The sequence below is a fragment of the Exercitatus varius genome (assembly GCF_029577735.1).
Classification (GTDB): domain Bacteria; phylum Pseudomonadota; class Gammaproteobacteria; order Enterobacterales; family Pasteurellaceae; genus Exercitatus; species Exercitatus varius.
The window spans coordinates 163,900-181,538 of sequence record NZ_JARQTO010000001.1 but is presented as its reverse complement, the minus strand read 5'-3'; the positions used below and the strand labels follow the sequence as shown (position 1 = coordinate 181,538).

15 protein-coding genes are annotated in these 17,639 nt (G+C 47.2%); 8 read left to right on the top strand and 7 right to left on the bottom strand.

The features are described from left to right. Window positions 1-7: 7 nt before the first annotated feature. The 4 genes from trpR (at window position 8) to rarD (ending at window position 4,159) form a co-directional block, all read left to right on the top strand. Entirely contained in the window at window positions 8-313 is a 306-nt protein-coding gene (gene trpR / locus P7M01_RS00800; RefSeq protein WP_202937366.1) for a trp operon repressor, read from the top strand. Next, entirely contained in the window at window positions 294-1,046 is a 753-nt protein-coding gene (mtgA, locus tag P7M01_RS00795) for a monofunctional biosynthetic peptidoglycan transglycosylase (protein ID WP_317475420.1), read from the top strand. The genes trpR and mtgA overlap by 20 nt, the downstream gene beginning before the upstream one ends. A 66-nt stretch (window positions 1,047-1,112) precedes the next feature. Next, a complete protein-coding gene (locus P7M01_RS00790; protein WP_317482755.1) occupies window positions 1,113-3,071 on the top strand; it encodes an LTA synthase family protein in 1,959 nt (652 codons plus the stop codon). 197 nt (window positions 3,072-3,268) lie between these two features. Next, entirely contained in the window at window positions 3,269-4,159 is an 891-nt protein-coding gene (rarD, locus tag P7M01_RS00785; protein ID WP_317482754.1) for an EamA family transporter RarD, read from the top strand. Between the two features lie 94 nt (window positions 4,160-4,253). On the opposite strand, the gene modA is transcribed toward rarD, so the two are convergent. Further along, window positions 4,254-5,021, bottom strand: a complete 768-nt coding sequence (gene modA / locus P7M01_RS00780; protein ID WP_317482753.1) for a molybdate ABC transporter substrate-binding protein — start codon at window positions 5,019-5,021, stop codon at window positions 4,254-4,256. A 134-nt stretch (window positions 5,022-5,155) separates the two neighbouring features. On the opposite strand from modA, the gene P7M01_RS00775 reads away from it, so the two are divergent. The 3 genes from P7M01_RS00775 to hemH are packed head-to-tail and all read left to right on the top strand — an operon-like array spanning window position 5,156 to window position 7,345. Next, a complete protein-coding gene (locus P7M01_RS00775) occupies window positions 5,156-5,926 on the top strand; it encodes a TOBE domain-containing protein (protein WP_317482752.1) in 771 nt (256 codons plus the stop codon). An 11-nt stretch (window positions 5,927-5,937) separates the two neighbouring features. Then, complete coding sequence (locus P7M01_RS00770; protein WP_317482751.1) at window positions 5,938-6,360, top strand: hotdog fold thioesterase; 423 nt, start codon at window positions 5,938-5,940, stop codon at window positions 6,358-6,360. Then, window positions 6,353-7,345 (top strand): ferrochelatase, encoded by a 993-nt coding sequence (hemH, locus tag P7M01_RS00765; RefSeq protein ID WP_317482750.1) that lies wholly within the window; start codon window positions 6,353-6,355, stop codon window positions 7,343-7,345. Before P7M01_RS00770 ends, hemH begins: the two co-directional genes overlap by 8 nt. A gap of 53 nt (window positions 7,346-7,398) precedes the next feature. On the opposite strand, the gene P7M01_RS00760 is transcribed toward hemH, so the two are convergent. The 5 genes from P7M01_RS00760 to sucA all read right to left on the bottom strand — a co-directional run bounded on the left by P7M01_RS00760 (window position 7,399) and on the right by sucA (window position 14,308). After that, window positions 7,399-7,938, bottom strand: a complete 540-nt coding sequence (locus tag P7M01_RS00760) for a DUF5358 domain-containing protein (RefSeq protein WP_202937358.1) — start codon at window positions 7,936-7,938, stop codon at window positions 7,399-7,401. 109 nt (window positions 7,939-8,047) lie between these two features. Continuing rightward, window positions 8,048-8,917 carry a succinate--CoA ligase subunit alpha gene (sucD, locus tag P7M01_RS00755; RefSeq protein WP_317482749.1) on the bottom strand — a complete coding sequence of 290 codons (870 nt, stop codon included), beginning with the start codon at window positions 8,915-8,917 and terminating at the stop codon, window positions 8,048-8,050. Window positions 8,918-8,926: 9 nt separating this feature from the next. Beyond that, window positions 8,927-10,087 (bottom strand): ADP-forming succinate--CoA ligase subunit beta, encoded by a 1,161-nt coding sequence (gene sucC, locus P7M01_RS00750; protein ID WP_317482748.1) that lies wholly within the window; start codon window positions 10,085-10,087, stop codon window positions 8,927-8,929. Between the two features lie 187 nt (window positions 10,088-10,274). After that, window positions 10,275-11,459, bottom strand: a complete 1,185-nt coding sequence (gene odhB, locus P7M01_RS00745) for a 2-oxoglutarate dehydrogenase complex dihydrolipoyllysine-residue succinyltransferase (protein WP_317482747.1) — start codon at window positions 11,457-11,459, stop codon at window positions 10,275-10,277. A 23-nt stretch (window positions 11,460-11,482) separates the two neighbouring features. After that, on the bottom strand, window positions 11,483-14,308 hold the full coding sequence (gene sucA, locus P7M01_RS00740; protein ID WP_317482746.1) for a 2-oxoglutarate dehydrogenase E1 component: 2,826 nt from the start codon (window positions 14,306-14,308) through the stop codon (window positions 11,483-11,485). Between the two features lie 221 nt (window positions 14,309-14,529). On the opposite strand from sucA, the gene P7M01_RS00735 reads away from it, so the two are divergent. Beyond that, a complete protein-coding gene (locus P7M01_RS00735) occupies window positions 14,530-15,921 on the top strand; it encodes a DASS family sodium-coupled anion symporter (RefSeq protein ID WP_317482745.1) in 1,392 nt (463 codons plus the stop codon). A 106-nt stretch (window positions 15,922-16,027) separates the two neighbouring features. Here P7M01_RS00735 and P7M01_RS00730 read toward each other — a convergent pair whose 3' ends face one another. Further along, complete coding sequence (locus tag P7M01_RS00730) at window positions 16,028-17,380, bottom strand: MFS transporter (protein ID WP_317482744.1); 1,353 nt, start codon at window positions 17,378-17,380, stop codon at window positions 16,028-16,030. Window positions 17,381-17,639: the final 259 nt, after the last annotated feature.

Below are 17,639 nucleotides of genomic sequence, written 5' to 3'. Positions count from 1 at the left end.
GACTGCTATGTACATCAGCCGCAATATGGATCATTGGAACACCTTTATCGAAACACTGCGTACGGCATTTGAAGAAGGCAAAGAACAGGAATTTCTGACACTTTTGCTCACTCCGGACGAACGCGATGCGGTGGGCTTGCGTCTGCAAATTGTGGCGCAACTATTGGACAAAAACGTGCCGCAGCGGGAAATTCAGCAAAATCTGAGTACCAGTGCGGCAACCATTACACGTGGTTCCAATATGCTGAAAATGATGGATCCCGACTTTCTGGCTTGGGTGAAAGAGCAAGTCGATGCCAAAACGCAGCCATAAACTGTTCAGTTTAACCATTCTCCGCACGTTCTTCCGATTAGGAAAAAGTCTGGCCCAAAGAAAGTGCGGGCGATTTTTCTTATGTTTTTTGTTGACATTTTTTGTCGTCACCCTGCTTTTCCGTTTTATTCCCATTCCTTTTTCCGCTTACATCGCGCAACAAAAAATCAGCCGTTTAATTCGGCTCGATTTTGATTACGACGTCCGTTACGATTGGGTTAATCTGGATAAAATTTCCCCGAACATACAACTTGCCGTCATTGCGGCGGAAGATCAAAACTTCCCGACCCATTGGGGTTTTGATTGGCTTGCCATCGAAAAAGCATTCAAACACAACGAAACCTCCAAGCGCATTCGCGGCGCTTCCACCATCAGCCAGCAAACCGCCAAAAATCTGTATTTATGGCACGGTCAAAGTTGGTTACGCAAAAGTCTGGAAGTGCCGGTCACCTTATCGCTGGAATTACTTTGGTCGAAAAAACGTATTCTTGAAGTCTATTTGAACATCGCCGAATTCGGCAACGGTATTTTCGGCGTTGAAGCCGCCAGTCGCTATTACTTCAGAAAATCCGCCCAGAATCTGACGCCTTCGGAAGCGGCGCTACTGGTTGCCGTTTTGCCTAATCCGATTGTTTACAAAGTCAACGCTCCCGGTCCGTGGGTAAAACGCAGACAGACCTGGATTTTACGTCAAATGAATGCGTTAGGAAGAAACTATTTGAATCGCCTGTAACAGGGCTAATTTTATGCTAATTCTACGATGCTAATTTATGAACATCCATGATTTTTAGGAAACATTATGTTTAAACGACAACTTGGGCCAACTTACCCTATTTTTATCTTTTTTATAACAAACCTGCTTCTTTTATCCGCCAGCCGAATTCTTTTGGGATTATGGCAACAAGAACGTGTAGAAGCGGTCAATGGTTGGTTGCCAATGGCGCTGCAAGGAATTCGTATTGATATCTCTTCGCTCTGTTGGTTGTTTGCCCCGCTTGTCATTATTGCAATATTCCTGGGCGGTAATAATACATTAGGAAAATGGGCTAATTTCATTGTGCGTTTCGGCTTAACCGCATTGAGTACTTTCATTGCGTTTATGGAGATTGCCACGCCTGCGTTTATTGATACTTACGATACTCGCCCCAACCGCCTTTTCGTTGAATACTTAATCTACCCGAAAGAAGTGTTTAACATGCTTACCAACGGCCATTTAGTCGCACTGATTTTAACACCGGTTTTAACGGCGCTAAGCGCCTGGGTATTTTGGAAGCTCGCGAAGAAAGTAAGCCAGAATTTGTATACTTTTTCCTGGAAACGGCGTCCTGTCGTTTTCTTGATTATCGGCAGTCTTATGTTTTTAGGCGCTCGCTCGAGTTTGCAACACCGCGGCATAAATCCTGCCATGGTCGCCTTTTCTTCCGATCCCTTAGTCAATTCTCTGGTGCTCAATTCCGGCTATTCGGTTTTATTTGCCGTTCAGCAAATGAAAGATGAAGATCAATCTTCCGAAATTTACGGCAAAATGTCTCTGGATGAGGTAGTAAAAACGCTTAAAGCCGCCCGTCAACGCCCGGCTAGCGATTATATTTCTCCCGATTTGCCAACCTTAACGCGCAATCAAGCGAGCTATCGCGGCAAACCTAAAAATATCGTAATTATTCTGGAAGAAAGTTTGGGCGCACAATTTATCGGCACCCTTGGCGGTAAACCGCTTTCGCCTTATTTTGACAAACTGACCGAAGAAGGTTGGTTGTTTGATAACCTCTATGCCACCGGAACACGTTCCGTGCGCGGCATTGAAGCCGTCACGTCGGGTTTCACGCCGACGCCCGCCCGCGCGGTGGTCAAATTGACCGGCAGCCAGCAAGGCTTTTTCACGATTGCAGAATTGCTTGGCAAACAAGGCTATCACACCGCGTTTATTTACGGCGGCGAAAAACATTTCGATAATATGGCAAGCTTTTTTTACGGTAACGGTTTTCAGGAAATTATCGATCAAAAAGATTACGTGAATCCGTCATTTACCAGCGCTTGGGGCGTCAGCGACGAAGATTTATTCAATAAAGCGCATGAAAAATTCACCGCACTTCAGCAGAACGGGCAACCGTTTTTCAGTTTGGTGTTTACGTCAAGCAATCACGATCCTTTTGATTTTCCGGCCGGTAAAATCGAATTATACGAACAGCCGCAGGAAACCCGTAACAACGCGGCAAAATATGCGGATTACGCATTGGGTCATTTTTTCGATTTAGCTAAAAAATCCAATTATTGGCAAGATACCGTTTTCTTGGTCATTGCCGATCATGATTCGCGCGTAGGCGGCGCCTCATTCGTGCCGGTCAATAATTTCCATATTCCCGCTTTAATTTTAGGTGAACATATTCCGCCCAAACGCGATTCCCGCTTAGTCAGCCAAATCGATATGCCTACCACGTTGCTTTCGCTGGCGGGCATCAGCGGCGATTACCCGATGCTCGGTTATGATTTGACCAAAGCCGAAAACCCTAATCGTGCGTTAATGCAGTATGACAAAACCTTCGGTTACATGCGTGAAATTGACGGTAATAAACGGCTTGCTATTTTGCAACAAAACAAAGAAATTCAAGGTTATCAATATGATAAATCGAAGCTCGGTTTGGAACCAATCCAAATTCCCGATGAAATGAAAAAACAGGCGTTAGCCTATGTTTTGTGGGGCAGTTACGCCTATAAGCAAAAACTGCACAGAATGCACAATAACGTAAAGAAAAAATAACGAAAAAATCGCCCGCACTTTTGTGTTTTTCGCTTTTATTTTTCCGCGCGGAAGAATCGGTTGACAGAATAACGCGGATCAGTGAAGATTCCGGTAAACCGATGCATCTGTCCGTTCCGGACAAATCCTGCTGTAACATCATTTAGCGCGAATCCGATTTTGGACGAACGGATTCGCTTTTCCGATCAAGGAAAAATATGGCATTCAACATTAAACTTAAAGGCTGGCATTACGCCTTTTTATGCTATGCAACCTGGGGAACGTTTCCGCTCTATTGGTATCCGCTCAATCATTCCGCCATGCCGGCGGATCAAATTCTGGCGCAGCGGATTGTTTGGTCGGCGGTGTTTGCGATTTTTTTATTGTTTGTGTTCAAACAAGGCAAAGCCGTGCTGCATGCGTTCAGACAGCCGCGCATTTTAGCCGTATTCTTCACTTCGGCGTTTCTGATTGCCGTTAACTGGCTGGTTTATCTGTGGGCGCTGGTCAACCGACATGTTTTGGACGCCAGCCTCGGTTATTTTATAAACCCGTTATTTAACGTATTTCTCGGCTGGTTGGTCTTCAAAGAAAAATTAAATAAAGCCCAACTTCTGGCGCTCGCCTCGGCGACTGCCGGCATTTTGTGGTTGGCTGTTCCGGCGGGACAAATTCCGTGGGTGGCATTGCTGCTGGCGGGCAGTTTCGGTTTTTACGCCTTAATCCGCAAACTGGCGCCGATGGAAGCCTTAGCGGGTTTGGCGCTGGAAACCCTGTTGCTTTCCCCTTTTGCCTTGGCTTATTTGGGATTCTGCGCCGCACAAAATACCTTGGTTTTCAGCCAATTAGACGGTTTACAACTTGCGGTGTTGCTGGGTTCCGGCGCGGCCACCACTATTCCGTTGCTATGGTTTGCCATGGGCGCCCGTCAGATTTCCATGTCATTGCTCGGTATGCTGCAATACATTTCGCCTTCTCTGCAATTCCTTTGCGGTTTTCTGCTGCTGGGCGAAGAATTATCGACGGATCGTTTAATCGGTTATGTTCTGGTGTGGATTGGCGTCGCCATTTTCTTACGGGCAATGCGAATGAAAGCCGAAAAAACGTAAAAGTGCGGTAAAAAATTTCATTGTTTTTTCCAAACCAAGGCGAATGATGAATTCGCCTTTCATGATCCAAAAACACAACAAATTTTGACCGCACTTATTTTGCGGTGAAGCCGTATTTTTCAAAAATTTGTTTAGATTCCGGCGATGTCAGATATTGGAAAAAAGCCTGATTGTCCGCATTATCACGACCTTTCACCACAGCCGCAGGATATTCCACCGGCGGGTGAGATTCGGCCGGAAATGTCGCCACCACTTTCACTTTCCGACTGGCCGCCGCATCGGTGGCATAAACCACGCCCAGCGGGCTCTCCCCTTTTTCCACCAATAACAACGCTTTACGTACGTTATCCGCTCGGGCTAGCTTTTTGCTGATGTCATCCCATTGATTCAAATAAGTAAATGCCGCTTTCGCGTATAGACCCGCCGGCACATGATCAGGATCGCCTACCGCCAAAAAAGAACCATTCAATTCCTGCTGCCATTGTTTATCGGTTAAATTCACGCTCGTCAAATTGCTGTTTTTCGGCGCAATCATGACTAACCGATTGGTCACCAGATTGACGCGGGTTTGTTTTTCAATGGCTTGTTTTTCCGCCAGAAAATCCATCCATTTCTGATCCGCCGATACAAAAATGTCCGCCGGCGCCCCTTCGCTGATTTGGCGGGCCAGCACAGAAGAAGAAGCGAAAGAAAACACAATATCCTCCTGCGGATGCGCCTTTTTGTAGCTGTCCGCCACTTCCTGCAAAGCGTTTGTCATAGAGGCGGCGGCAAACACGGTGACTTTGGCTTCCGCGCTTAGAGTAAACAACGCACAACCGATTAACACGGCAACTGTTTTTAACTTATTTTTTAACGGCATAGTCTTTCCTTTTTAATCGTTATATAAAAAATAATATATATAATAAATTATATAGCTTAACAACAAATAAAAGCTATAAAAAAGTGCGGATTCCCCGTAAAATAATCGACATTCGAATAGTTGCAGGATGACGCATGCTTAACACAGAAATTCTTCTTACCATCAAATTGCGGCAACAGCTTTTTGTTGATCCTAAACGGATTCGGCTGCTGAAAGAAATTCAGCAATGCGGTTCCATCAATCAGGCGGCCAAAAACGCCAATGTGAGTTACAAAAGCGCGTGGGATCATTTGGCGGCGATGAATGAAATCAGCCCGAAACCGCTGTTAGAGCGCAACACCGGCGGCCGTCACGGCGGCGGCACTAATCTGACCGCTTATGCCGAAAGATTATTGCAACTCTATGATTTATTGGAAAAAACTCAGCAGAAAGCATTTACCGTTCTGCAGGACGAAACCATTCCGCTGGACAGTCTGTTATCGGCGTTTGCCAAATTTTCACTACAAAGCAGCGCACGCAATCAGTTTCCGGGACGCATTACTTCCCTGCAGGTAAAAGATTTACATTGCCTTACCGGCATTAAAATCGACGGCATCGAGCAACCGCTTTTCGTTTCCGTTACGGAAAAAAGTGCGGTCCGTTTGCAGCTTGTTTTACACAAAGAAGTGATGTTAATGATTAAAGCGCCCTGGATTCAGCTATCGAAAACTAAACCGGAAAACTTCACGGATAACTTATTGGCGGCAACGATCAAATCCGTGCAAAATCTCGGCGATGAGGACGAAATTTTATTAACCGTGGGACAGACGGAATGGGCAACTACGACCCGGAATAGCGATTACTGCGTCGGCGATAAAATTTGGATGACGATAGATCCCGAACAAATCATTTTAGCGACACTTTAGATGAATTAATCATGCAAATCTGGAAAAAAACTTTCACTCTTGAACAACTTAATCAACTCAATCGTAATTGCGCCGTTTCCCATCTTGGCATTCGGTTCACCGCTTTCGGCGACGATTGGTTAGAAGCCGTCATGCCCGTCGATCAACGCACGACGCAACCTTTCGGTTTGTTACACGGCGGCGTATCGGCCGCCTTGGCGGAAAGCGTGGGCTCCATGGCGGGCTGGCTGTGCTTGGACGAAAATCAGGCGGCGGCAGGCATTGAGATCAACGCCAGTCATTTACGTCCGGTGAAATCCAGTGAAGTTACGGCTCGCGCCACGCCCATTCGCTTAGGCAAACAGTTGCAGGTTTGGGATATTCACCTCCGCGATCAGCAGAATAAACTCTGCTGCGTATCGCGTTTAACGCTTTCAGTGATACAACATGGCTGATTTACACAATATAAAACCGGGCGTTCTGCTGATTAACCTGGGTACGCCGGATGAACCCACGGCTAAAGCCATTTCCCGCTATCTGGAACAATTCTTAACGGATCCGCGGATTGTGGATTTACCGCGCTGGAAATGGCTGCCGTTGCTGAAAGGCATTATTTTGCCGTTGCGTTCCCGCCGAATTCGCCATAATTACCAGTCCGTTTGGACGGAACAAGGCTCACCGTTGCTGGTTTATTCCAATGCGCAAAAAACCGCGTTACAGGCTCGTTTGCAAGCGCTGGGAATCGACGCGCAAGTAGAAATCGGCATGACCTACGGCAATCCGAGCGTTCAACAGGCGCTCGAAAATCTGCTGAACGCCCGTGTTGATCGAATCGTGGTGTTGCCGCTTTATCCGCAATACAGCAGCACTACGACGGCAGCGGCATTCGACGCCTTTGCGCAGGCCCTGAAAAGCCAGCGAAAAATGCTGCCGTTTTCCTTCATTCATTCCTATCATTTGGATGAAAACTACATCAATGCGCTGACGGAAAGCATTAAAGTGCGGTTAAAAAATGACGAGTTTTTGCTGTTTTCCTATCACGGCATTCCGCTGCGTTATGAACGGGAAGGCGATTATTATCGCGAACATTGTCGCCAAACCACCCTTGCCGTGGCGGATAAATTAGGTTTAGCGGAAACGCAATGGAACATGGTGTTTCAATCCCGTTTCGGGCGCGAAGAATGGCTGCAGCCCTATGCCGACCGTTTCCTGCAGAATGCCGCCGCACAAGGCATTGAAAAAGTCGCCGTCATCAGCCCGGGATTTGCCTGCGATTGTCTGGAAACGCTGGAAGAAATCGCCGAAACCAACCGCGATTTGTTTCTGGCGAACGGCGGAAAAAGCTATCGCTACATCCCGGCGCTGAATGATGCGCCGAAACATATCGACATGATGGCGCAATTAATTGTGCGTCAAATTGAACATTCGGCAAATGCTTAAACAAAAAGTGCGGTCAAATTTGACCGCACTTTTCCCGTTTATCCGACGACCGGCTATAACAACAACGCCGATCCCCATTTAATAATGTCAAAGAAGAATTTGTTTTCCTCGGTGGCAATGTTTTTGCCATCCGCATTTTTCTCTTCCACCATGCCGGAAATATGCTGACCTTTCACCACGGCCAAATCTTCCCGCGCCTTAGTTTGCAAGGTCTTACACTGAGGCGGCTCCAATGCTTCTACCGGCGTTTTAGATTTATATTTCTTAAACTGATAGGTTGCATAATCCATGGATTTTTTGTCGTTTTGAATCATTTTCACGTGATCTTCGCCGATAATGTCTTCCAACGGATAGAAAAATACGTATTGAGAATAAATATAGCTATCCTCTTTTTGAAAGTGATCATGCTGAATCCGAGTCAAGTTCGGATAAATGCATTGTTCCGCCTGTTTTGCGGAAAACGCCCATTTTTGTGCGTCCGCGTCGGATAATTCATAGGCCGCGCCCGCATATTCCGCAGGAATCGTCGATTGCGTCGAACCGCATCCCAACATCGCTAACACGGCAGCGGACAAAATAATTTTTTTAAACACGATTCATTCCTTCATTCGAAAAATTATTACGCTATTTTAGACAGAAAATTCACTTCGTCAATCTATCTGTAAAAAAACTCAGTCAAAATTGACCGCACTTTTCGTTAAATTAACCCAAAATATTTCTTAACGCCGAACCGATATCCGCCAGGCTTTGCACCGTGGTGACGCCGGCGTCTTGCAGGGCTTTGATTTTTTCGTCCGCCGTGCCTTTGCCGCCGCTGATGATGGCGCCGGCATGCCCCATGCGTTTGCCCTTCGGCGCGGTAATGCCGGCAATGTAGCTGACCACCGGTTTGGTGATATGACGTTTGATAAAATCCGCTGCTTCTTCCTCCGCCGAGCCGCCGATTTCGCCGATCATCACAATGGCTTCGGTTTCCGGATCGTCCTCAAAACGTTGCAAAATGTCAATGAAGCTTGAACCGGGAATCGGATCGCCGCCGATGCCGACACAAGTGGATTGTCCGAATCCTTCGTCCGTGGTTTGTTTGACCGCTTCATAAGTCAGGGTGCCAGAACGGGAAACGATGCCGACACATCCTTTTTTATGAATGTTCGCCGGCATAATACCGATTTTACATTCATCCGGCGTAATCACGCCCGGGCAGTTCGGGCCAATCATCACCACGCCGGTTTCGTTCAATTTTTCTTTCACTTGCAGCATATCCAAGGTAGGAATGCCTTCGGTGATACAGACAATCAGCCGAATGCCGGCGTCAATCGCTTCCAGAATCGCATCTTTACAGAACGGCGCCGGTACGTAAATCACGCTGGCGGTGGCACCGGTTTTATTCACGGCTTCTCGCACCGTATCAAACACCGGCAACCCTAAATGCGTCGTTCCGCCTTTCCCCGGACTGGTGCCGCCTACCAGTTGCGTGCCGTACGCCAATGCCTGTTCGCTGTGGAAAGTGCCTTGTCCGCCGGTAAATCCCTGGCAAATTACTTTGGTGTCTTTATTGATTAAAATTGACATGCCGTTCTCCTATTTGGCTGCGTTTACAGCCTGAACAGCTGCATCTTTTAAGCTTTCGGCGGCAAGAATGTTTAATCCGCTTTGGGCTAGAATTTCTCGTCCGCGTTCCGAATTATTGCCTTCCAACCGTACTACAACCGGCACCGCAACGCCTACTTCGTTCACTGCCGCCACAATGCCTTCGGCGATTAAATCGCAACGTACGATACCGCCAAAAATATTCACTAAAATAGCTTTGACATGGGTGTCGGAAAGAATGATTTTAAACGCGCCGGCCACTCGTTCTTTGGTTGCGCTGCCGCCGACATCAAGAAAATTGGCCGGTAAGCCGCCCTGCAACTTAATGATGTCCATGGTTCCCATTGCCAAGCCCGCACCGTTAACCATGCAACCTATGTTGCCGTCCAACGCCACGTAATTCAATCCCAACGCCTCCGCTTCCGCTTCGCGCGGATCGTCCTGACTCGGATCCTGCAAGGATTTCAGATCGGTATGGCGATATAAGGCGTTGCCGTCCGCCACGATTTTGGCGTCCAGACAATGCAGATCGCCATTCTGCAAAATCACCAACGGGTTGATTTCCACCAGGCTTAAATCTTTCTCGATAAACATTTTACCGAGTTGACAAAAAATATGGGCGAATTGGTGAATCTGTTTGCCGCTTAACCCTAATTTACACGCCAGTTCGCGCCCCTGAAAAGGTTGCGGTCCGATAAACGGATCAATCGTCGCTTTATGCAGCAAATGAGGCGTTTTTTCCGCCACTTCTTCAATATTGACACCGCCTTCCGTCGACGCCATGAACAGAATACGATGATTGGCGCGATCGATCGCCACGCCTATATACAATTCCTTTTTCACCTCGGCACAGGCTTCCAGATAAATGGTATTGACGGGCTGACCATTGGCGTCCGTCTGGAAAGTCACCAATCGTTTGCCTAAAAACTGTTCAAAAAACGCCCGCACTTCAGCGTCGGATTTCACCACCTTTACGCCGCCCGCTTTGCCGCGACCGCCGGCATGCACCTGACATTTTGCCACCCATTGATCGCCGCCCAGCTTTTTAATCGCGTCCAACGCCTGCTCCACCGTTTCACAAGGATAACCTTCGCTAACGGGCAAACCGTATTGCGCGAAGATTTGTTTAGATTGGTATTCGTGTAAATTCATGTTTTGTCCTTTTTAAATTTAATGGCGATATTCTACACGGTGACGCGTCTTTTTTTAAGGGGAAAACGGGAATTCAGGATTGGTTTTTTCATTAAAATGATTTTTCATCAAACCAGCCAAACAGGCGCTAAAAATCGGCCAAAAATTAACCGCACTTTTCAGTGCGGTTAGTCATCGTCATCTTCCGTTAAATTTCCAACAACAATCTTGCGGGATCTTCCAGTAAATCTTTAATCGTCACCAAAAAACGAACGCTGTCTTTACCGTCGATTAAACGGTGATCGTAAGACAACGCCAGATACATCATCGGACGAATCACTACCTGACCATTCACCGCCACCGGACGATCTTTAATCGCATGCATGCCCAAAATAGCACTTTGCGGCGGATTGATAATCGGAGTAGACATCAGCGAACCGAACACACCGCCATTGGTGATGGTAAAGTTGCCGCCGGTTAAATCTTCTACGGTGAGTTTGCCGTCGCGACCTTTTTCAGCCAGCACTTTGATTTGTTTTTCGATCTCCGCCATGCTCATTTTATCGCAATCGCGCAATACCGGCGTCACTAGTCCGCGCGGGGTGGATACCGCAATGCTGATGTCAAAATAGTTGTGATACAAAATATCGTCGCCGTCGATTGTGGCATTGATGACCGGATAACGTTTCAGCGCTTCCACCACCGCTTTCACGTAAAAAGACATAAAGCCGAGGCGCACATCGTGTTGTTTTTCGAATTGTTCGCCGTATTTTTTGCGTAACTGCATAATCGGCTGCATGTCCACTTCGTTGAAGGTAGTTAACATTGCCGTGCTGTTTTTGACTTCCAGCAAACGTTCCGCGATGCGTTTGCGCAGACGCGTCATCGGCACCCGCTGTTCGCCGCGAAATTCTAACGAATTTTTGACCGCACTTTGGCTAACCGGCGATTGCGTTTCTTTACTTGCCAAGGCCTGCACCACGTCTTCGCGGGTAATACGACCGTGTTTGCCGGAACCGGGAATATCCTGCGGATTTAAATCGTGTTCGCCTACCAAACGCCGCACGGAAGGCCCCAGCGAATCATGATGATCCGGCGCCGGACGCGGTTCGGTCTGTAACGATTGAGCGGAAACCGGCGCCACCACGGTTTCGCCTTTCGCCACGCGTCCCAACGGCTGTTTGCTGACCACCGTCGCCCCTTCGGGCTGTTCAATGCTTTCCAGCACGCCGCTGTCCAATGCCGGCACTTCCAACACCACTTTATCCGTTTCCACTTCCACTAAAATGTCATCGCGTTTGACGCTGTCGCCCACTGCTTTATGCCATTTTACTACCGTTGCATCGGCAACGGATTCGGGTAAATCGGGCGTGATAATATCAAAATAACTCATGCTATGTTCCTTCATTCAATTCGTTAAAATGTTAATGCTTCTGTAATTAATGTACGTTGCTGGGCGTTATGCAGTGCGCCGTAACCCACCGCCGGCGAGGCGGAAGCGGGGCGCCCTACGTAATTCAGGGCGGCGCCGTCCGGCAAATCGGCGCGGAAATTATGCTGGCTGGAATACCACGCGCCCTGATTAAGCGGTTCTTCCTGACACCAAATAAAATCCTTCACATGAAAAAACTTCGCCAAAATCTCCCGCACTTCTTCGTGCGGATACGGATAAAGCTGCTCGATACGGATGATTGCGATGTCGTTTTGTTGTTTTTTACGCCGTTCTTCCAGCAAATCGTAATACACTTTGCCGGCGCAGAAAATCACCCGTTTGACGTTTTCCGGTTTGATGTCGTCAATTTCATCAATCACGCGATGGAAGGTGCCGTTAACGAATTCCTCCGTTTGCGACACCACCAGCGGATGGCGTAACAAAGATTTCGGCGAAATGACGATTAACGGACGGCGTTCGGCGCGCAACATTTGGCGGCGTAATAAATGATAAATCTGGCTTGGCGTAGAAGGTACACAAACTTGTATGTTTTGCTGGGCGCAAAGTTGTAAGTAACGTTCCAGCCGGGCGGACGAATGTTCCGGGCCTTGCCCTTCGTAACCGTGCGGCAGCAACATGACTAACCCGCACATTCTGCCCCATTTTTGTTCGCCCGAGCTGATAAATTGGTCAATCACCACTTGCGCGCCGTTGGCGAAATCGCCGAATTGCGCTTCCCAAATGGTTAAGGTATTGGGATCCGTCGCGGCGTAGCCGTATTCAAACGCCAGCACCGCTTCTTCCGACAGCACGGAATCCCACACTTCGAAGCGGCCTTGTTGCGGTTGCAAATGCATCAGCGGGATGTAAGCCTTGCGCTCGTTTTGATTATGCAGCACCGCCTGACGATGGAAGAACGTGCCGCGGCCGGAATCTTCACCGGAAATGCGCACATGGTGACCGTCGGCAAGCAAAGTGGCGTAGGCCATAATTTCCGCCATGCCCCAATCCAGCGGTTTTTCACCCGCCGCCATCAGTTTACGATCGTCATACACTTTTTCCACGCGAGGATGAATCGGGTGATTTTCCGGATATTCGCAGGCGCGTTCCGCTAACGCTTTAAACCGGACCGGATCGAACTGTCCGTTATATTCCGTTTCTAATCCGCCGTTATCGGCACCGAGGAATTTATACCATTGTGCCGATGACATATCCATTTCGCGCCATTCTTTCACCACACAACCGCCTTCATCCAAGGCGTCGCGATAATTATTCATTAATTCGATAGCATCGGATTCGTTAATCACGCCTTCATTGACCAAACGATCCGCATACACTTTGCGCGGTGACGGATGTTTCTTAATAAGCTTGTACATTACGGGCTGAGTGGCTAAAGGTTCGTCCGCTTCGTTATGTCCGTGGCGGCGATAAGACACCAGATCGATAAAAATATCCCGTTTAAACCGCATACGAAATTCCACCGCCATACGCGCGGCATAAGCGATAGCTTCCGGATCGTCACCGTTCACATGAATCACCGGCGCTTCAATCATTTTAGCGATGTCGGTGCAGTATTCCGTAGAACGGGTATCTTTAGTGTTGGAAGTGGTAAATCCGATTTGGTTGTTAATCACCACGCGGATGGTGCCGCCTACGTTATAACCGCGGGTTGCCGACATATTTAAGGTTTCCTGTACGACACCTTGCCCGATAACGGCGGAATCTCCGTGCACGGTGACCGGCAAGACCCGATCTTTGGTTTCGTCGCCCAGTCGTTTTTGCCGGGCACGCACGGAACCGATGACGACCGGACTCACAATTTCCAAATGAGACGGGTTAAACGCCAGAGCCAAATGCACCACGCCGCCTTCCGTCATGAAATCGGAGGAATAACCCTGATGATATTTGACGTCACCGGTGCGATCACCCGAATGTTTGCCGGCAAATTCGTCAAATAAACGGGCGGGCTGTTTACCCAATACATTCACCAGCATGTTCAACCGTCCGCGGTGCGCCATGCCGAACACGATTTCTTTCACGCCGTTTTTGCCGCTGTGGCGAATAATTTCTTTCATCAACGGAATATAACCGTCACTGCCTTCCAGCGAAAAACGTTTAGCCCCCGGGAATTTCGCGCCGAGATAACGCTCCAGACCGTCCGCGGCGGTTAATTCTTCCAAGAATTGAATTTTTTCATCACGGCTAAACAGCGGCGTGTTCAATAAATTTTCCGCTTTGCGTTGTAACCAGGTGCGCGCTTCCAAATCGTTTACATGCATAAATTCGAAGCCTAAAGTGCCGCAATAGGTGTTTTTCAGGTTATATTCCAATTCACGCAAAGTGATTTTTTCACGGTTATACACATAACCGCCGATATCGAATTCTTTGTCTAAATCCGCGTCGGTAAAACCGTAAAATTTGTAATCCAAGGTCGGCGACGGCATGCGTTCCCAAAGTTTTAACGGATCCAGATTGGCGTCCAGGTGACCGCGGTTACGGTGCCCGTTCACCCATTGCAACACTTTGACCAATTGCGCACTGACTTTCGGATCCACTACAACGGTTGTACCCGACTGAGTATTGTCCCGGGCAAGACGTCTGAAATAATCGCGAACCGGCGAATGCGGCTGTTCCTGCGAAAGTGCGGGCGATTTTGGGAAAGAATTAAAAATGCTGCGCCAACTGTCATCGACGTTATTCGGATCTTGAAGATAATCCTCGTAAAGCGCTTCGATATAAGATTGATTTGCGCCGCCCAGCGCGGTTTGGCTTAGCCATTGCTGAAATGAATGAGACGGATTATTCGGCATATAACTTCCTTATGCGATTGCAATATGCGCATTATACAGAGAAAAAAATTTTTTAAAATTTAACCATAGTATTTCACAAAATATTTTGATGTTCGTCACAAATTTGAAAATTTTTTGTTGTATTTTTGTTAAAAACACAATAGGGTAACGCTCGGACTTAACTACTCTACGATGTTAACGACTACGCTAATTATTCTACATTGTTAACTAAGGAGCGAGATATGAATATCACGCCGGAACTTAAATCACGATTTAATCCTAAAACCGTTATCCTTTGTCTGGACATTTTACTGTTTGCCGCCTTACTCAAATGGTTACCTTTTGATGCTAAAGCCAATAAAGGACTCGCCTTACTGGCTTTTGTCGCCGTTCTTTGGCTAACCGAAACCTTGCATGTGAGCGTCACGGCATTATTGGTCCCCTTATTGGCAATCGGGCTGGGATTAGTCAGCACCAAAGAAGCATTGGTCGCTTTTGCCGATCCGACGATTTTCCTGTTCTTCGGCGGTTTCGCCTTAGCTACGGCATTACATATTCAAAAACTGGATCAACTGATTGCCAACCGGATCATGGCGTTGGCCCGGGGTAATTTACTGGTGGCGATCATTTATTTATTCCTCGCTACCGCATTTTTATCCATGTGGATCAGCAACACGGCCACCGCCGCTATGATGTTACCGCTTGCCATGGGCGTGTTAAGCCAGCTTGATAAAGAACGGGAACACAATACTTACGTGTTCGTTCTGCTCGGTATTGCCTATAGCGCCAGTATCGGCGGCATGGGAACGCTTGTAGGCAGTCCGCCGAACGCTATCGTCGCCTCCCAATTGCATCTGACGTTCTCCGATTGGTTGTGGTACGGTTTGCCAATAATGATAATTTTAATGCCGCTTATGATCGGCGCCTTATTTATTGTGTTTAAACCGCGCTTAAACTTCCGTTTCGAACAAAAATTCGAGCAAGTAGAAATGAACGCCCACCGCTGGAAAACCTTATTAATTTTTACTTTTGTGGCGCTCTGCTGGATTTTCAGCTCACAGCTTAATCCGATTTTCTCCGAATTATTAGGATTACCTAAAAAAGTGGGAAGCTTTGACAGCGTAGTGGCCATGTTGGCGGCGGTGCTCATCGCCGTAGCGGGCGTCGCCTCCTGGAAGCAGATTCAGGACAACACGGAATGGGGCGTTTTGCTTTTATTCGGCGGCGGTTTAACCTTAAGCGAAGTGCTGAAAAACTCCGGAGCCAGCAAAATCATGGCGGACGGTATTGTATTTTTAATCCAGGACGGACATTTTTACCTCATCGGTTTAATCGTTGCCGCCTTTATTATCTTCTTAACCGAATTTACCAGTAACACCGCCAGCGCCGCATTGCTTGTTCCGATCTTCATTTCCATCGCACAAGCATTAGGCATGCCGGAACTCGGATTAGCCTTAATCATCGGTTTAGGAGCATCCTGCGCCTTTATGCTACCCGTCGCAACCCCGCCGAACGCTATCGTATTCGGGATCGGCGTCATAAAACAGAACGAAATGGTCAAAGCCGGTTTCGTGCTGAATATTATCAGTATTCTTGTTATTGCGACGTTCGGTTATCTGTTCTGGTTGAATTGATCCTGAACGACCGAAACAAAAAGTGCGGTCAAAAAAACGAACGAATTTTTCACCGCACTTTGAATTAAAAAACGACCTTTAGAGGTCGTTTTTTATGCGTCATTCTTTATTTGATACTGACAATTTTTCTTTTCTTCTCTAATCGCAATACGCCTAAGTGAGTCATATAACAGCAGAAAATACAACCGCATACGGCGAACAGTAAAAGATAGAAGCCGGCGTCCCAACCGAAATGTTCCGCCAAAATACCAAACAACGCCGTACCGGAGAAACTGCCTAAAACATAACTTAATAAGCCGCGCAAACCGGTGGCCGAACCGGCGGCAAACGATGGAACCAATTCAATGGTTTGCAGCGAAGACAGAAACATCGGTACATAAATTAAACAACCGATAATCCCCGCGCCGATAGTAACGGTTAACAGATCGTTACCGCCCCAATAGACAAACATTGCGATACCGACTCCGGTTAACGTGATAATGGCCAACGGCATGCGGCGTCCTTTAAAGTAAGTATCGGTCAGCCAACCGGCCAGTAACGTGGAAGGAATCGCCGCCCATTCGAAAATAGCGAACGCCGTCGCCATTTGTCCTTTGGAAAAACCTTTGGTTTCCAATAAGTAAAGCGGCAACCAGGTCAACACGCCGAAACGAATCATATAGGTGAATACGTCGATAAAAGAGACAAACCATACATTAATGTCTTTCATGATGTAATCGCGGAAAATTTCCCAGGTAGTTAATTTCACCTCTTCGGATTTGGTTACGATTAACTCATCCTGTTCGGTACCGAGGATTTTAGTAGTCGGCGGCAAACCTTCATTATAAGTACGACCCGCGCCAAAAATATAAAAGATCAGCGCAATAATAGTGGCAATGGCGGTTGGTACAATAAAGTGCGCGGCCTGCCAATGTTCGCTGCCCAGCCACGCAATACTCGCCCCCGCAATCGGCGCCACCAAACCGCCTCCCACATTATGGGAAACATTAAATATCGCCGTAATCACCCCGCGGGATTTACGCGGAAACCAGTTTGCCAACACCACATAGGCCGGCCCGGCGCCCATTCCCTGAAAAATCCCGTTTAAAATACATAAAAACAGAAATGCCCAGAACGACGCGCTGAATCCCATCATTAAGTTAACCAATCCGGACATGACTAAACCGAAAATCATGAAATGTTTCGGATTGGAGTTATCCGCAAATGCCGACATAAAGCCTTTACTTAAACCGTATACCACCAGCATTGTTCCGGAAATAAAGCCGATATCTTTTTTGGTAAATCCGAAGTCACTGATTAATTCCGGCGAAGAAAGTAAAAAGTTATTACGCAGAATATAATAAGCGGTATAACCGATAAAAATACCGAATAACGCGTGCCAGCGTAACCGATTATAACGTTGACGAATCTCCGCATCCGGAACAGGTCGGCCCGGCTTCGAGGCTAAAAAGGAAATCATAATGTCACTCCCATGAAATAAATTGAGGATAGAAGATTTTCATTTCTAATTTTAGAAATTCGGTGGTATGTTAATATGCTCAGAATAAAAGGCAATACATTGATTTTTAAGTCAAATTCATCTCTTTTAAATAGAATCGCGTGTCAAAAACGACACAAAATCAATTGTCTGTAATCCGTGCAAATAAATTTCCCGTTAATTGGGACAAAATCAGGTTAATTGCAGACTTTGGTATTTTTTAAATAATTTCACTTTTGTG

Bases quoted from the DNA above. Each gene is read 5' to 3' on its own strand.
- hemH (WP_317482750.1), top strand. From the start codon at position 6,353: ATGGCTGATTTACACAATATAAAACCGGGCGTTCTGCTGATTAACCTG.
- P7M01_RS00790 (WP_317482755.1), top strand. From the start codon at position 1,113: ATGTTTAAACGACAACTTGGGCCAACTTACCCTATTTTTATCTTTTTT.
- modA (WP_317482753.1), bottom strand. From the start codon at position 5,021: ATGCCGTTAAAAAATAAGTTAAAAACAGTTGCCGTGTTAATCGGTTGT.
- odhB (WP_317482747.1), bottom strand. From the start codon at position 11,459: ATGAGTTATTTTGATATTATCACGCCCGATTTACCCGAATCCGTTGCC.
- P7M01_RS00730 (WP_317482744.1), bottom strand. From the start codon at position 17,380: ATGATTTCCTTTTTAGCCTCGAAGCCGGGCCGACCTGTTCCGGATGCG.
- P7M01_RS00770 (WP_317482751.1), top strand. From the start codon at position 5,938: ATGCAAATCTGGAAAAAAACTTTCACTCTTGAACAACTTAATCAACTC.
- mtgA (WP_317475420.1), top strand. From the start codon at position 294: ATGCCAAAACGCAGCCATAAACTGTTCAGTTTAACCATTCTCCGCACG.
- P7M01_RS00735 (WP_317482745.1), top strand. From the start codon at position 14,530: ATGAATATCACGCCGGAACTTAAATCACGATTTAATCCTAAAACCGTT.
- rarD (WP_317482754.1), top strand. From the start codon at position 3,269: ATGGCATTCAACATTAAACTTAAAGGCTGGCATTACGCCTTTTTATGC.
- sucC (WP_317482748.1), bottom strand. From the start codon at position 10,087: ATGAATTTACACGAATACCAATCTAAACAAATCTTCGCGCAATACGGT.
- sucA (WP_317482746.1), bottom strand. From the start codon at position 14,308: ATGCCGAATAATCCGTCTCATTCATTTCAGCAATGGCTAAGCCAAACC.
- P7M01_RS00775 (WP_317482752.1), top strand. From the start codon at position 5,156: ATGCTTAACACAGAAATTCTTCTTACCATCAAATTGCGGCAACAGCTT.
- trpR (WP_202937366.1), top strand. From the start codon at position 8: ATGTACATCAGCCGCAATATGGATCATTGGAACACCTTTATCGAAACA.
- sucD (WP_317482749.1), bottom strand. From the start codon at position 8,917: ATGTCAATTTTAATCAATAAAGACACCAAAGTAATTTGCCAGGGATTT.